Source organism: Bradyrhizobium sp. SBR1B (assembly GCF_014198205.1).
Taxonomy (GTDB): domain Bacteria; phylum Pseudomonadota; class Alphaproteobacteria; order Rhizobiales; family Xanthobacteraceae; genus Bradyrhizobium.
In genome coordinates this window covers 12,383-27,126 of record NZ_JACIHC010000012.1, presented here as the reverse complement: position 1 = coordinate 27,126, position 14,744 = coordinate 12,383, and the positions used below count along the sequence as shown (strand labels likewise).

At 58.7% G+C, this 14,744-nt stretch carries 15 protein-coding genes and 1 pseudogene; 7 read left to right on the top strand and 9 right to left on the bottom strand.

Annotation, left to right across the window (positions count from 1 at the left end; genetic code table 11):
- Positions 1–2,988: LuxR C-terminal-related transcriptional regulator (locus GGD61_RS26035; RefSeq protein ID WP_183231528.1), on the bottom strand; the 2,988-nt coding region annotated here is incomplete at its 3' end.
- Between the two features lie 191 nt (positions 2,989–3,179).
- Here GGD61_RS26035 and GGD61_RS26030 point away from each other — a divergent pair.
- Positions 3,180–3,491 carry a nuclear transport factor 2 family protein gene (locus tag GGD61_RS26030; RefSeq protein ID WP_177237550.1) on the top strand — a complete coding sequence of 104 codons (312 nt, stop codon included), beginning with the start codon at positions 3,180–3,182 and terminating at the stop codon, positions 3,489–3,491.
- Positions 3,492–3,826: 335 nt separating this feature from the next.
- Positions 3,827–4,615: a Crp/Fnr family transcriptional regulator gene (locus tag GGD61_RS26025; RefSeq protein WP_183231527.1), complete on the top strand. Its 789-nt coding sequence runs from the start codon at positions 3,827–3,829 to the stop codon at positions 4,613–4,615.
- Positions 4,616–4,656: 41 nt separating this feature from the next.
- On the opposite strand, the gene GGD61_RS26020 is transcribed toward GGD61_RS26025, so the two are convergent.
- From GGD61_RS26020 to GGD61_RS26015, 3 genes and pseudogenes are all read right to left on the bottom strand, one after another.
- Positions 4,657–4,929 carry a hypothetical protein gene (locus tag GGD61_RS26020; RefSeq protein WP_183231526.1) on the bottom strand — a complete coding sequence of 91 codons (273 nt, stop codon included), beginning with the start codon at positions 4,927–4,929 and terminating at the stop codon, positions 4,657–4,659.
- 288 nt (positions 4,930–5,217) lie between these two features.
- Positions 5,218–5,574, bottom strand: a pseudogene (locus GGD61_RS40725) (hypothetical protein); the annotation flags it as partial.
- 546 nt (positions 5,575–6,120) lie between these two features.
- Positions 6,121–6,810, bottom strand: a complete 690-nt coding sequence (locus tag GGD61_RS26015; RefSeq protein WP_049814957.1) for a response regulator transcription factor — start codon at positions 6,808–6,810, stop codon at positions 6,121–6,123.
- A gap of 947 nt (positions 6,811–7,757) precedes the next feature.
- Between GGD61_RS26015 and GGD61_RS26010 the strand changes: the two genes are divergently transcribed.
- Positions 7,758–8,102, top strand: coding sequence for an H-NS family nucleoid-associated regulatory protein (locus GGD61_RS26010; RefSeq protein WP_183231525.1), 345 nt, complete (start codon positions 7,758–7,760; stop codon positions 8,100–8,102).
- 39 nt (positions 8,103–8,141) lie between these two features.
- Here the strand turns inward: GGD61_RS26010 and GGD61_RS26005 are convergent, their stop codons facing one another.
- Together GGD61_RS26005 and GGD61_RS26000 are read right to left on the bottom strand one after the other, a co-directional pair.
- Positions 8,142–8,381, bottom strand: coding sequence for a hypothetical protein (locus GGD61_RS26005; protein ID WP_246786051.1), 240 nt, complete (start codon positions 8,379–8,381; stop codon positions 8,142–8,144).
- Between the two features lie 296 nt (positions 8,382–8,677).
- Positions 8,678–9,229: a DapH/DapD/GlmU-related protein gene (locus GGD61_RS26000; RefSeq protein WP_183231524.1), complete on the bottom strand. Its 552-nt coding sequence runs from the start codon at positions 9,227–9,229 to the stop codon at positions 8,678–8,680.
- A gap of 74 nt (positions 9,230–9,303) precedes the next feature.
- Between GGD61_RS26000 and GGD61_RS25995 the strand changes: the two genes are divergently transcribed.
- Positions 9,304–9,615 (top strand): hypothetical protein, encoded by a 312-nt coding sequence (locus GGD61_RS25995; RefSeq protein ID WP_183231523.1) that lies wholly within the window; start codon positions 9,304–9,306, stop codon positions 9,613–9,615.
- A 409-nt stretch (positions 9,616–10,024) separates the two neighbouring features.
- On the opposite strand, the gene GGD61_RS25990 is transcribed toward GGD61_RS25995, so the two are convergent.
- Together GGD61_RS25990 and GGD61_RS25985 are read right to left on the bottom strand one after the other, a co-directional pair.
- Positions 10,025–10,369: a hypothetical protein gene (locus GGD61_RS25990; protein WP_210311193.1), complete on the bottom strand. Its 345-nt coding sequence runs from the start codon at positions 10,367–10,369 to the stop codon at positions 10,025–10,027.
- A 208-nt stretch (positions 10,370–10,577) separates the two neighbouring features.
- On the bottom strand, positions 10,578–11,165 hold the full coding sequence (locus tag GGD61_RS25985) for a hypothetical protein (protein ID WP_183231522.1): 588 nt from the start codon (positions 11,163–11,165) through the stop codon (positions 10,578–10,580).
- Between the two features lie 782 nt (positions 11,166–11,947).
- On the opposite strand from GGD61_RS25985, the gene GGD61_RS25980 reads away from it, so the two are divergent.
- The 3 genes from GGD61_RS25980 (at position 11,948) to GGD61_RS25970 (ending at position 14,237) form a co-directional block, all read left to right on the top strand.
- A complete protein-coding gene (locus tag GGD61_RS25980) occupies positions 11,948–12,757 on the top strand; it encodes a YqaJ viral recombinase family protein (protein ID WP_183231521.1) in 810 nt (269 codons plus the stop codon).
- Between the two features lie 68 nt (positions 12,758–12,825).
- Complete coding sequence (locus GGD61_RS25975) at positions 12,826–13,053, top strand: hypothetical protein (protein WP_028143372.1); 228 nt, start codon at positions 12,826–12,828, stop codon at positions 13,051–13,053.
- Positions 13,054–13,070: 17 nt separating this feature from the next.
- Positions 13,071–14,237, top strand: a complete 1,167-nt coding sequence (locus GGD61_RS25970) for an ERF family protein (RefSeq protein WP_183231520.1) — start codon at positions 13,071–13,073, stop codon at positions 14,235–14,237.
- A 179-nt stretch (positions 14,238–14,416) separates the two neighbouring features.
- Here GGD61_RS25970 and GGD61_RS25965 read toward each other — a convergent pair whose 3' ends face one another.
- A complete protein-coding gene (locus tag GGD61_RS25965; RefSeq protein WP_183231519.1) occupies positions 14,417–14,728 on the bottom strand; it encodes a hypothetical protein in 312 nt (103 codons plus the stop codon).
- Positions 14,729–14,744: the final 16 nt, after the last annotated feature.

Sequence of the window (14,744 nt, the reverse complement as noted above, 5' to 3'; positions counted from 1 at the left end):
CTCGTTGTCATTGCCGACGCCATTTCCCCGTATGAAGCCAGCTTCAGTCAACTCCGGTGGCTTCGAAGCGTGCTGGGAGTTACCGCGGCCCGGGCTACCAAGGCCTGGCTCACCAGGGTCGGCTGCTTCCGGCGCGTTTGCAAAGGTTGAGTGCCCCGAATTGCCGTGCTCCACACCATCGGCTTCTGCCGTCTTCGCTGACCCTCGCGAAGCGTCCGAAGCGGGGGGATGATGCTCGTTGTCATTGCCGACGCCATTTCCCCGTATGAAGCCAGCTTCAGTCAACTCCGGTGGCTTCGAAGCGTGCTGGGAGTTACCGCGGCCCGGGCTAGCAAGGCCTGGCTCACCAGGGTCGGCTGCTTCCGGCGCGTTTGCAAAGGTTGAGTGCCCCGAATTGCCGTGCTCCACACCATCTGCTTCTGCCGTCTTCGCTGACCCTCGCGAAGCGTCCGAAGCGGGGGGATGATGCTCGTTGTCATTGCCGACGCCATTTCCCCGTACGAAGCCAGCTTCAGTCAACTCCGGTGGCTTCGAAGCGTGCTGGGAATTGCCGCGGCCCGGGCTAGCAAGGCCTGGCTCACCAGGGTCGGCTGCTTCCGGTCGCTTTGCAGAGGCTGACTGCCCCGAATTGCCGTGCTCCACACCATCGGCTTCTGCCGTCTTCGCTGACCCTCGCGAAGCGTCCGAAGCGGGGGGATGATGCTCGTTGTCATTGCCGACGCCATTTCCCCGTATGATGCCAGCTTCAGACAACTCCGCTGCCGCCTTTGCAGACCCTGGCTCCGAAGCGTGCTGTGAACTACCGCCCGCTTCGGTGCTAGAGCCCCCGTTGATCGGCTCATTCTTCGATGTGAGATTTTCAACTGCCGTCACCGTCGCGCTATGAGCAAGCACGATCGGTGATACATGAGCCGACGGGGCGGACCCATCATCGTTCTCATCCGTTGTATTCACCGAATCGCTAGTGAAGGTTCTGAACCTGGTCGCTCCCCCTAAGCCGGTCCGAGCCTGCCCGAATTCGAACCTCAGGCCGTCATCGGCAAGAGTGTTCCAGACTGCAGCGGCTCCGAGTGTGCTCTCGCTCGTCCCGATAATTATGTGGGTACTGTCCGCATCCAGAACAGCTTCGGTTGCGGTCGCCGATGTCAGCGCTTCTTCGAGCTGCTCCAAGGTGATCGCGACAAACGTGCCTTCCGGCTGGCCGGCGAAATCCGCCTCTGCAATGGAGACGATCCCCTGCAGATGGATTTCCAGCAGGCCCCGGTCCCCGACATCAAGAGTCCGATCGGTCGGATTCACGTAGACGATCGTTTCGTTGGTTGCGGGATTGTAGATCCAAGCGAGGGTATGCGGCGGTATAGACTTGCTTGCTGCTGTCATATGGAGCCAGGCAAGCGCTCCGAAAGCGGCAAGATTGATCCTGCTCGATCCAGATGCGAAATCGAAGCCGGAGTGGGAAGAGGTCGAATGGGAATCGATCGGGGAGCGAAAAACAACGTTTTCGCCAACGTTGCCGCCCATCAGTTGATCGCGGCCATCTCCGCCAATACCGGCACCGCGACCAGAGCCCAGTGAGCCAAGAGGTTCCTGCAGGTTGTCATCCGCAGCGCCATGGCTCATTTGGCTCGAAGTGCCTTCTCCAGCGACGCGTTCGTCGCCGGTGGTCACAAGCGCGGCAGGCAGGCGCAAATCGTGCAAAGGGAAAGCCGGAGGCGAGCCGTCTACATCATTGGTATCAGCATCGGTTATTGCGGCCAGTTTTGTGTTCGCATTCTCGCCGGTGACCACCACGAAGCTGTCGATCGGCGCTTTGCCCGGGTCATGCGATTGCACGGCAAGATGGGGGTCGTTCAGTGCGTAGATCAACGCACCGGTCAGAGTGGCGAAGGTGCCATACCCTCCGTGAGTCAACGTCGGCGTGGACGCAAGCCGCGGGAATTGATGTTCCGCAGTCGGGTCACCAACGATCTGTGTGTCGCTGGTTCCCCGCAGTAATGGCGTAGGAAGATTGGGCGTGCTCGATCCAACTGGGCCGTAGTCTTTCCATGGTTTGGAGCCTACGGATTGCTCAGCCGGGCGCAGCCCTTCCATTGCCGCCGTCGGGTTCGTGACCAGGCTCGCCTTGGCGAAGAGGTCCCTCTCGGTGGGCGTCTCGCCGGAGTCCCAGAGCACGAGGTGTCGGAGAATAGCTCTTTTCCAGGGCTCATATTCGGCATGCTCTCCAGCGCGACCGGCGCTATCGTCATCCGGATCCACATCGTTCGCTTCCGACGCCTTGAGTTCGTCCGCAATTGCGAACGCCAGAAACGCCAGCGCAGGCAGGCCGAAACCGGACGGGCGCCGCAACAACGCGAGGGTAGCGAGCACAGTTCTGTTGGTAATTTCAAGCTTCTGAAATATGTTGTACAGGTGTACTTTGACTGTCCCTGGGGAAACGTTTAGCTGGCGCGCGATCTCCTTATTCGACATTCCTTCTGAGACTAGCTGTACAATTTGACGTTCCCGGTGCGTCAACAGCTCCAGCATCGTTTCAATTTTGCCGCCGCCGTCAGTTCCCTCGCCGGCTGGAAAGAGATCGGATTGCTCGGGCGACACGCTGCGCTCTGTCATCAGCCGCAGTAATCGCAGCATAGTGGCCGACGAAGCATGCTTCGAGATTGCGCTGGAGGCGCCAGCAGCAATAGCTGCGGCCAGATCGTGATCTGCTTCGGATTCGGTAAACAACACCAAGCGCGTGGGGAGATTCTCAGCTTTCGCAATCGCGAGGATCTCGGGTACCGTCAGATCTGGCAGGTTGTCAGCAACAAGCGTGACGTCGGGTGTCAAATTCCGAATTGCTTCGAGGCACCTTGTCCCATCGCTGCATGATGCGACAACGTCGAAGTCCTGCTGTGCCCCGAATACCGACTTCAGTCCCTGTAGAACGATCGGTTGTCGATCTACGATCAGAAGCCGGATCCGTCTCTGCTTCACAGACACGTCTAACATTGGAACTCTGCCTCGGCCCGGCCATCTATGTACTTCGGCATATGGCCGGGGCCAAGCGGCATTATTAAAATACAATTAATAGAATAGGGAAAGAGGGTAATAGAGTAGGGAAAGAGGGCCCAACGGCTTAAAAATGACCCAAAATCGCAAGCTTTTATGGTATTTAGGTGAGAAATATATCATTTGACCCAATGGCCATTGCGATTGACTGGCTTGACGCTTACCGCGCGGGCGACATCGAGGCGATCTTAGAAATGTATGCCGAAGGTGCCGTGGTTCGCTGCGGCTGCGGGGGCGTCAAGACCGTTACCGGCCACGAGGCACTTCGTGCCTATTGGATTGATCGCCTCCGAGAATATCCGGCGGGTACATTGAACGATCTCAATCCCTCGCACGACGGGACCATTATCTCGTACGTCACCAAGAGTGGTGTCATGAGTGCGCTCTTCTCGTTTGACGTTACCGGGAGGATCAAGGAGCTGGACTGCAGTCCCTGCCACTAGACCCGCGGCGCGATCCAAGCCCGCGTTGGGTGACGTGTTGGCCTTGCAGTGCAAAGCCGGCGTTCCCGTACGAACGCGTCGTTGCGAGCCCGTTGCGTGCCACTCCTTAGCGATGGCATGTCGAAGGACATACGCCTTCAGCGTCTTCAACGCGGATATCAGTGGGCCATATGCCTACGTCGCGGCATGCGATTGTCGGGCCGCGCGCGCGCGCCATCGATCATGGGAACCATATCTGTGGTGGTCGGTTGGCTTGCTGTTGAGCTGCACTCCGCAGAGCAGCTCAACACATCGGCATGAGTTCTAGTGCCGAGTATCCGTCGGGAGCCAATTCCATGATGGACCATGCGACTAGAATTGGTAATCGTTTGTTAGCAGCGTTGCCGCCAGCGGATTTTGCTTTGCTAGCGCCTCATCTGCGGAAAGTCGTGATCGAACGCAATTCCGTGCTCATCCGATCGGGCGATCGGATCGAACATCTTCTCTTCCCCCTCAGCGGCGCGATCGCCGCGATCACGGAGCTGCCGAACGGGCAGACAGTTGCCACGGCGATAATCGGGCATGAGGGCGCTGTGGGTTTGACGTCAGCGTTTGGCGCATCCGCCGCGCCCGCGACCGCGGTCGTCCGCCTATCCGGGGCCGCGCTGCAGATCTCGCCTGCGCAATTCCTGGCAGCCCAGCATCGCAGCCCCGCAATCGCATCCATGGTGCAGCTCTTCACGATGTCGTTGTTGACACAACTCCAGCACGTGGCGGCCTGCAATGCGCTGCATTCCGTCGAAGCGCGCTTAGCGCGCTGGCTTCTCCACATCCACGATCGTGCGAATGAAGGTGACCTGCTCCCGCTGACGCAAGAAACATTGTCGGAGTTGCTCGGCGTTCGCCGCACCACCGTCACGCATGTCGTGTGCACAATGCGCGCGTCAAGAGCGCTGAAATCCAGTCGGCGCGGCCAGCTCGAGATTGATCGGCCGCGGCTCGAAGCCGTGGCATGCGAGTGCTACAAGGTCATGAGCCGCAGAATCGATCGGATAGTCTCGCACGGCGCGGTCGGGCTCATCCCTGGGGCTCCAGCGCGGCACCCCCGCTCACCCGGTAGCCGAATAGCCGGGACAGGCTCGTAGGCCGGTTCGCTTTCCCGAGCCATCCGCACGCACCGCTTCGGTCATCCATTTGCTTTGGGACGCTCGCTACAACACCGCAATTTATTGAAACCAAGCAGCACGGGCATGAGCTTCGCCTGTGCGAAGCTGGAACGACTGCCCGCGGTCCGAGCTCGACATGGGGGACTGTCCGCCTTGCGCAGCTTGCGCTGACGATTTTCTTCTCGACCTACCCGGTCTCTGAGCTTCTCGAGTTCTGCGAGCTGGGCGACAAGCGCTTCGAGACGCTCTCGAAGAAGGGCCGCAGGATTCTGCGCTCGAATGCGGGTATTCATGACACGCCTCCTGACCGAGTCTCCCGGGAGGCCGCTCGGCTGGCCAGATATGCTTTCGGCCTCGCGTTTGACCTGTCGGAGCACAAGGCCCCGGCCCGGCTTGACCGCACGGCAGCCCATCGAGCTCCTTCATGGGATGAGAAGATCTTACCGGCTGGATTGGGTTGCGCTGGAAATTTGAGTACTAGCTCCGGGGCAATCGGCCTTGCGCTTTTCCTCGTCTTCTTCTGCGCAATCGACCCCACCATCTGCACTTGGAATTCCAGAGCCGCCGCCGGTTGCGAAGGGCCCTTTTGCATTGCCTCCGCCAGCACCGGCCCCGCCGCTACCGCCGGATCCGCCGCCGGATGTCCCTCCGGCACGAGAAGATCCAGCAGAGCTACCACCAGGTGCTCCCCCACCCCCTGATGATCCGCCGCTGGAGCCCTCCGGGGCGGCCGCGGACGACCGATCATTGTCGAAGAACGACTGGCCGCTGTCGCTTTGCCTCGGCCCGTGCAGGCCGCCCGAACGGGCAATGGCTTTTGAGGTCAGGGAGGTGGACAGAAGCAGCGTCATGGCAGGGGGCGTCACGGCTGCAAATCTTCCGCAGGTCTTCAAAAACTCCCGCCGGTCGTCATCCTCGTTGCCGTCACGGGTCACGATGCGCCTCCTCGATTTAAAACGATATTTAGATTATTATATATTAAATAGATTTTCAACCAAGAATTTTCTTTACCTGGCGAGAGGTTGCTGAACGTGCGCATGCCCGGGACCGAAACTCGGCAATTTGCCGCGCTTCCCCCGATTTTCCGAGCACACTCGCCCGACGCACCGATTTGAGTTGCTTCCCGGAATTTAATTTAGTTAAATTAATTAACCACCGGGCGGAGCCCGGTTACAATGGATCACTGCGATGCCACTGCAATTCTATCGGTCCGTCCGGGACATGGAGATCTGGAGTGCGAGCAGCCACGGCTTCTCGTTCGTGATCAGTTTCGAAAGCCCGGGAGGTCCGGGCTTTCACGGACGCTTCGGCTACCTGGCGAGTTGGCGTCCGCTCCACATCAACCAAGCCGCAATCAAGATTGGCGGCTCGCCCTTTCGAACGTTGTCCGAGGCCGAAGGGGCCTGCCTCAACATGATTGAGCATCTGGCACCGCGATAGGCCGCCCCTCGCGCAAACTCCCGAACGCGCGCCAGACGTACCCGTCAATTCGCGCTGGCGGGATCCTGACGCAACAGATTAGGGGAATCCGGCTCATCTGGCGCTGCATGCAGCTCCCTTCGCGAGATCGCCAATGCTGCGAGAACCGTACGATTGCTGATTTCCAGCTTCTGGAAGATATGATGAAGGTGGACCTTGATCGTACCGTCGGCAAGATTCAACCGACGCCCAATCTCCTTGTTCGATAGCCCCTCCGATACGAGCCGCATGATCTGCCGCTCCCGGTCCGTTAGTTGCGTCAGGGGCTTCACACCGGCGAGGTCGTCCTCGCTGATGTGCCCAGTGCTCGGCGAGGCCGCAGCTTGGCCCTGGGCAGCTTTCCGCAGGGTTGCGACCAGCATCTCCACGTCCGAATCCTTCGAGAGGACGATGCAGGCGCCGTCCAAGGTCAGCCTTTTTAACTCACTGTCGCCCGTGATACCGGTGAAGAAGATTACCGGAGCGCGTGCGCCGACGGCGTTTGGACGAGCGAGGATCTGCTGTCGACTGAAGTCGGGCAGTGCAGCATCGACAAGCGCCACGTCCGGTGCAAGAAATCGAATTGCCTCGATACAGCTTGCGCCATCGCCGCAGGAAGCAACGACCGCAAAATCACGCTGCGCCGCAAGAACGCTCCTAATTCCTTGCAAGACGATCGGGTGTCGATCAGCGATAACAATTCTGATGCGGCGCATGCTTCCCTTGCCTGTTGCTAACAACCCCCCTTGCGGCCGTTTAATCCCACTCTCCTTTTGAGACGCGCGGGTTATAGCCAGCCAGCTCCGTCAATAATGTCGCAGGTCTTAGATCGGAGACAGCACCTGACGGCAACGCTCGATGGCCACACTATCGTAACTCGCCCAGAGAATGCGTGCAGCACCGTAAGAATGCGGTGCTCGATCCAAAATTCGAAACCGCGAATTCTACGAGGATAATGACATTCCGACTACAATTTCTGATGGTTTCAATCTGAAAATAATCGCCAGGAATGTCCATCGGCGTACTAAGGGGCGAGTCGCTATTATGGTCAACATCCAACTAACTTAGTTAGAGCCGAATATTACGAACGATATATAGGGACATTCACGATTCAAATCTAACATTCGACGAAGTTTCATTGAAGCGAGGCCGTTCGTGAACGCCCTCGCTCCGGGAAGGGAGGCGAGAAAAGTATTACTATTCATCAAAGCAACGGCTGGTAACAGAACAAGGCCGCGGTTGATCGTGGCACGTGTAGTACCGCTGGAAGTCCAGCAATGCGTTTGAATCCGTATTTCGATAATTCAGCAACTTCAATGATTAGCACGGACGTCGTTGGCAATGAGTAGGTGTTCACATGTATTCTTCGGCAGTTTTGCGTCAAACACATAAGGCCCTCATCGTTCAATTCACCGAATTGCAGAACTTACGTAGTCGCGTATTGAAAGCAGAGGAGCGATTGCTCGCGCCCAAACGACGAGCCCACGGACGGAGGGCGTGTAGGAAGCGACCGCCCGGTCGGAGACACGGTCTCAACCGCTAGCACCAGGTACTGCGCTGCACACGAGCGCGGCCGCGCGGCCGGATCGCGCTTGCCCAACCCTGCTATGACCTGATAATGCCCGCTCTTGATTCGGTTGGGAAGTAGCTGGGGACGGCTTCCATGGAGAAGAGTGACTGGGCCAACTCGACCACGGCCGAGCTGTGGCGGCTTTACGATGAGGTCACGACCGTTCTCAGTCGGAGGATGACCGCGGAAAAGGTCAAGCTCGAAGAGCGGCTGCGCAAGATTGAGGGGACCGCGGATTCGTCCCCGAACGGGGGGCGTCCGCGCCGCCCCTACCCGCCGGTGCTGCCGAAATACCAGAACCCGAAGGACCCGTCCGAAACCTGGTCCGGCCGCGGCAAACAGCCCCGCTGGCTGAAAGCGCAGCTGCGCGCTGGCAAGAAGCTGACCGATCTCCTGATCGACCGCTCGACCGCACAAAGACGCCGCCGGACCGGCTGATTCCCAGCCGCACCGCGGCGGCCCAATGGGCCGCCGAATTTATCGATTGTCGTCCTCTTTCCCGTTGGGGGTGCCGTCACCGCCGCCATTCCCGAAGCCATTGTTGCCACGCACAATGCGCCCCCCTGAACTGGCTATCGCGGCCGAGGTCAGGGAAGTGGAGAGCAACAGCGTCACTGTCGGAGGAGTGACCGCGGCGAATTTTCCGCAGGTCTTCAAGAACTCACGACGATCATCGCCTTCCGCGTCGAGTTGGGACATCGGCTCGTCCTGCTGCATTCCAGCCCAATCCTCAAGGTAGACCCAAAATCGTCGACCCTCAAATTAAATAAGTTAATCGCGTGATTTGAATTGCGCGACTGGAGATCACGATTGCGTTGGCCGGCGGTGCCCGGAGATCGAAATCTCTGGTGCGCTAGAGCTCAAGCATTCAGCTTCCGGTTTATTTTGACATTTAATCCAGAACCAATTAATAATAACATTTAATTTGAAGGCGGACTTGGGAGCCCAGCTCCAAGCGCTGCAGCCGGAGTCTGATAATCCAGCGAGAGCGCCTCCAGCTGCATTATTTAGCTCTAACTATGCCGGACCAGCGCAGGGCAACCAAATGCCTTAGCACCGGCAGGAATATCCTTATTGACGAAAGAGTTGGTCCCAATAATAGCCTGATTGCCGATCGTCACGCCCATCTGAACCACCGAGTTCGGCCCAATGTATACACCATCACCGATCCGAGTGGGAGCGCAATCAATTGGCTCCCTTCCGAGCGATATTGAACGATTCACCGTGTGATGCGTATAGATCTGAACGCCCGCGGAGATGGAGCACCAATCGCCGATCTGCAAATCTCCACCTGATCCATCCAGAATACATCCCGGTCCAATCCAAGTATTTCGGCCGACCTTAACAGACCCCAGTACGAGCACGTTGTCGTACATGGTGCTGCCCTCTCCAAAACCATATGCCGCGGCGTTATCGGCGCGCTCCGTGAGTAGGTCTCCAACCGATACCCTACGATCAAATTGCTCCCTCTTGCGAACGGCGAGTTCGCGCAAAAACGCTCGCGCGAGTGCATGCCATTTGTCGATAACGTGATCAGACATTCTGGGATCGAGCTGTGAATTCATGGAAGCTTACCTTTCCCGCAATCCGCTCATAGCATCAACGACCAGCTGCTGTACAACAAGGCCCCAATGCCTAGTTGAACGTCTCGCAATTGCGGCAAATCCGCCTGTGGGCTGCCACCAAAACACCCTTGGGCACCCCGCCAGCGCCGGGCATCCTGCATGAGAAAGGTCGTTTCCTGGCAATCCCACTCCGCACCGGAAAATTGATGATCCTCTTTCTGGAGGTGGCCCTGCCTCCAGGGGTGTTTCGAAGCGAGTTGATCTATCCCACCGGCCCACAAGATCGCCCGCAGTTGGAAGGTGAAGGCATAGATGACCCTCATGAGTTAGACACCTCCTTTGATTTTCCTCAAGAAAATTGGCTTCGTTCCGCAGCATTCCACTAGTTAGCCCACGGGGGTCCGAACAGAGCAAGGTTATTCAGCCCAGACAAAACAGGCACAATCGGATCAACCTGTCCCGCTTGTCCTGGGAGCGACAGACATACCGCTCGACCATCTTGAGGTCCCGGACGGTACCAATGCGGGGCATCGTCGCCTCCTGGCACCGGCCGGTTCGACGCCGGATCCGAGCCCGGCGCCAGTCCGCACAATTGACTCAGATGCCACCGCACGCGCGTATCAGGTCGAGTTCGGCCTGAGCGGTCGATCGGGCCTGCGCCAGGTGCGCCGTCATACCAGCTTTTGAGATTGTCGTTCTGATACCCTTTTACCGCGTACCGCGGCCGTAGTTTTGAAGCCCCCATCGTTACGAACTCTTGAGGACTGCTGCTATCGGCCCAGAACGGCCGCGCGATCAACGCTTTGCAATTTCGCGCAAAGCCCGATCAAATCGCCCTGAAGCATCTCTCTCGTAACGATCGATAGCCATCAGTTCGGGAAGGCCGCGTCGAAACGCTTCTGCGATGCGCGTTGGATGATCTTCAGGCAAGGGAGCAGGCGCTTTTACGCGACGAAGGCGCGGCATTCTGTTGCGTGACATAGCTCGATCAATTTGCTCCATCTCGCGGCGTGTGAAGATGATTGGATCGATCTGAGTTAGAACATATGAACGACGCAACCGACCAACGGATAAAATGCGCTCGATCAACGATAGCTTGGTTCGTCTGACGCGCTCAAGCTCAAGAAGGGCATACGCCAAGCTCCGGGCGGACTCCCGTCTTCTGATACCGACCTCATCATCGACGAGTTCGCGAGCCAGCAGCTCGATTGTCTCCCCATGGCGACCTCGCAGATCGACGGACAAGCCGTGCCGGGTAGCATTCTTGCATGCCCGTTGCTTGCCGCCTCGCGAGCGCGGCCCCGTGCTTCGGCTCGCATTGGCCCGGTTTGCTCGAAGCTGCCGTTCACTAGCCATCAAGTTCCTCCGGCTGCTCATCAACCGATTTCGGTGCTTTCGATCCTCTCGCTCTGGTCTCGTCTTCCGACTTTTCTGGCAGCGAAGCCTGGACACGATAGGCCTGGATCGCGCGGAGCTTTTTGATCCAATTACTCTGCGCAGAGATCAGCAGTCTGTTGAGGGACTGCAACTCTTCCGCCCTCAGTCGGTAGGCTTCCGTTTCGACGTCATCTTCTGAGAGTCCGAGCTGCCTCAACCTCTCCAATACAAACGGCCTGACCGCATCATCACTGTAGAAAGATTTTGCCTGCGGGTCAGTATCCACACCGCCAATTAACGAGGTCGGCTCGATCAGATTTTGCAGTGCAGCCACTTTAGCATTGTTGATAATTCCTGCCGCCAAGGACTGAAGACGCTCGCTGTCCCAAATCGCGTTAATGAGCTGTCGCGTCAGCAACCGCTCAATTGGCGTACGGGGATTTATTTCAGCGAGAATTTCCGCTCGAAAAACTCTAAACTTGCGGGGCGATTCCGAATGCAACAGCACCGTCTTGAAAAACTGATCGAATAGATCATCGCAGGGCGGCTTGCGGGACATTGGGCTTCTCCACGAGGATTTCCGCGTATCACCCGCCAGTTCAAGTGCTTCGTCTTAACAAGTTGTCTATGCGCCGCCGCGTCCGCGGCTTCGGATCGTTTTCAACAGAAATGTATGTGGCGACATGCACGGCCAACCTTGGTAAAGGTCCAAAATAGATCACCCCAGAAGCTTCGAACGCCACAAACTACGTCATAATGACGCTTGATAGTCGATCCCGCTCGGTTGCACGGAAGTCCGGTTCGCTGATCGTCTAGCATGTCGCCGATTGCGGCTGCGTCAGATTGGCGGGGCAATGGGTGCGGAGATTACGGATCGTGGAGAGCAGAGGATCGCCTGCGGTCTTACCAGCGGAGCAGCAATGCAATCACCGAAACTCAGTTCGATGGAATGCGATACGACATCCTAAAACTCCAACCGCGTCGTCCGAGGACTATCGGCGCAGCATGTCTCTGGTCACTTTCCGGAGGCGAACGCCTGAACCTCCACCGTTCTCTTCAATGAACTCGACGCCGGCCGCCTCTAATGCCCGGCGAATCGCTTGATCATTTGCCGCCGTCAAGGATGTGGACTCATCCGCCAGTTCAGCTCTGCGGATCGTGGCTACTCCCACAGCTGACTCACGCGCGAGATCTTCAGCTCGCCACCGAATTAGGGAGCGAGCGGCGCGAATCTGAGCGCTAGTCAAAGGAGCTCTCATGCTTGACACCTACAAAGATCATGTGATATTTTATATATCATTTGATGCGTAAGTTCGCTCCATGGGATGGAAGGAGACAAGCATGCGGGCAATTGATTCTACAAAGGCTATTCACCACCGCAGGCACTTTATCGGCGGAAGCGACGCTCGGATCATCATGGGTACCGACGCTGGAGCGCTGCTTCGGCTCTGGGAGGAAAAATCCGGCAGAGCCGAGCCTATCGACTTGTCGGGCGACCTGATCGTCCAGCTCGGCACCGCGACCGAGCACCTCAACCGCACCTGGTACGAGCGGCAAACCAGCCACGCGATCGAACACGTTCAGCGACGGGTTTTGCACCCGGTCCACCGCTGGATGGGAGCGACCCTAGATGGCCGGGTGCACCAAACCGGTGATGTTTTCGAAAGCAAGTTCGCGCTGCCCTGGAATTTCTCGGAGGAAGCGGCGGCGGACAAGCACATGGCGCAGCTGCAGCACAACATGTGGGTGGTCGCCGCCCGCGCCGCGGTGCTGTCGATCATCACCGGTGGTGGCAAATGGGTCGAGATCAAGGTCCATGCCGACCCGCTGTACCAGCATCTGTTGCTGACCGCGGAAAAGAAGTTTTGGCGCTGCGTGCAGACCGGCGAGGCGCCGCAGCTGTTTGGCATCGAGCCGCCGCGGCCGCGGCTGGCGGCGGTGCGAGTGGTCGACATGGCAGGCTCAAACGCCTGGGCGGAACTGGCCGCGCTCTATCGCCAAACCCGGACCGCGGCGCTTGAGCACGAACGGGCGAGAACCGAGCTCAAGGCACTGGTGCCGGAGGACGCCAAGGAGGCAAGCGGCCACGGCTTGCGCGCCAAGCGTTCCAAGGCGGGCGCGATCAGCTTCGAATTGATCGACGCCGCGTAAGCGGCCTGCCGAGACCAACCACGCTGCAACTGGGCCCGGCGTAGGCTCACGCTTGAGAGAGTCTATCGATGCAGCCACCGTTTGACTTCGTCCATCTCGACCCCTCCTCCGATCCGCCGGAGCCGTATCAGGAGGCGTTCGAACTGCTCTGGGAGTTTTGGGCCAAACTGCACGGCTTCGAAGCGCCCTGCGCCCAAGACCACGTGCTGCTCGGCCTGGTCCGTCACCTCAAGCACCAGCTGGTCATTGCCGGAGTCGTCTTGGCGGTCCAGCTCGACGTCCTGAACAACCGATGATTCCAGCGGAGACGGCGATGCAGCGTTCCAGCGAGACCATCGGCCAGATCGCCGGCGCGTTGGCCAAGGCGCAAGCCGAGCTGGCCAACCCCGAGAAATTATTGACCGCCACGATCATATCGCCGTTCCCACGCGAGGAGAGCCGGACCTTCCGCTACGCTTCGCTCGCCAGCGGCCTTGACATCGTGCGCAAGTGCCTCACCCGATACGAGATCGCGACCGTGCAGGCCACCGCGATCGATGCCGGCCCCGGGCTGATCAGGCTCACGACCACCCTGCTCCACAGCTCTGGCGAATGGATTGCCTCCGACTGGCCGGTGTGCGCGGTCACTGATACCGCCGCCCCGCACCGCATGGGCGCCGCCCTGACCTATGCCCGGCGCTACGCGCTATTCACCCTGGTCGGCATTGCTGGCGAGGACGATCTGGACGCGCCGGATGCAGTCGCGGTGCCTTCCAACCTCGCCGAACCAACGATTTTATCGGCACCGGGACCAAAGCCCGTTAGAGGCGTACTGAACCGGTCACCTGCGCTCAGCAGCACCTTCTCGGCCGAGCTGCGGGACCGCCTATTGATTCAGCTTGGCGAAATTGCCAACGAAGAAGGTCTCCTCGTTTGGGCCAAGACCAGCCTTCCGCTTAAAAGCACCCTCGTGGAAGCGGACGCGCGACTGGTCGAGGCGGCCTACCAGAAGAGGCTCGAGACATCGGCCGATCCCGAACTCAGCCCGGCACAACAGGAAGACGTATTGTCTGGCGAACAGATGCCGATCAAACAGCACGTCGGTGGCGACGCGAGCGAAGCTCGCGCCTCTGAGGCTGAAACGCAACAAACCGGCCTTGCTTTCCCGAAGGAGCCTCCAGGCAAACGCAGCAAGGCGCATCTGCTGTTCATTCGGGAACAGCCCTGCCTTGTCTGCAAGCGAATACCATCCGATGCCCATCACATTAAGTTCGCGCAGCCGAGAGCGCTCGGACGCAAGGTCAGCGATGAGTTTACGGTCCCGCTTTGTCGACTTCACCACCAGACTTTGCATCGGCACGGCAACGAAAGGGCCTGGTGGGCCGACATGCAGATCACCCCTTTGCCCATCGCAGGTGAACTATGGGCGGCAAGCCCGATCCACGGCAGCGCGAACGCCGGCAAGCAAGACGCCCTCAGCAAAGAGGCGGCGGCGCAATGAAAGGTCTAGCGGTGCCTTCAGCAGGGGACACGGTGCGCACAAGTATGCATCGCAAGGATTAGCACCACACGCGGTAGACCTGGACACGATAAGAAGTTCTAGGGCGCGTAGCCTTATCCCTTGCATTTGCGCCTCGCTTCCATAAGGACGGTTCAAGCGAAGCAAGACCTTCGCCGGCATCACGCCGTGCATCCGCTCGGGCCGGAGAGTTCAAGAACAGCTTCGTCGATCGACAGCGGCCCGATCAGCGGCGTCAACGCAGCGGCGCGAAAGGAGACATGCATGCCATACGTGAGACCACCTCGCCGGAACGGCCGAGCAGCAAGGCGGGAGCGCAAAACGGTTCGCCGGCGAATGGTTTCGTTGCTTCGGGCAAGAGCGACTTCGTGAGGCTTTTGATCGTATTGCTTAAGCTCCGCTTCTGGAAGCCGCTCGCTAGCAAGTCCAAGTGATAGCGCAATCGGATGCCTTTTGCACACCTCATCGGACATCACGATAGTGCACAGC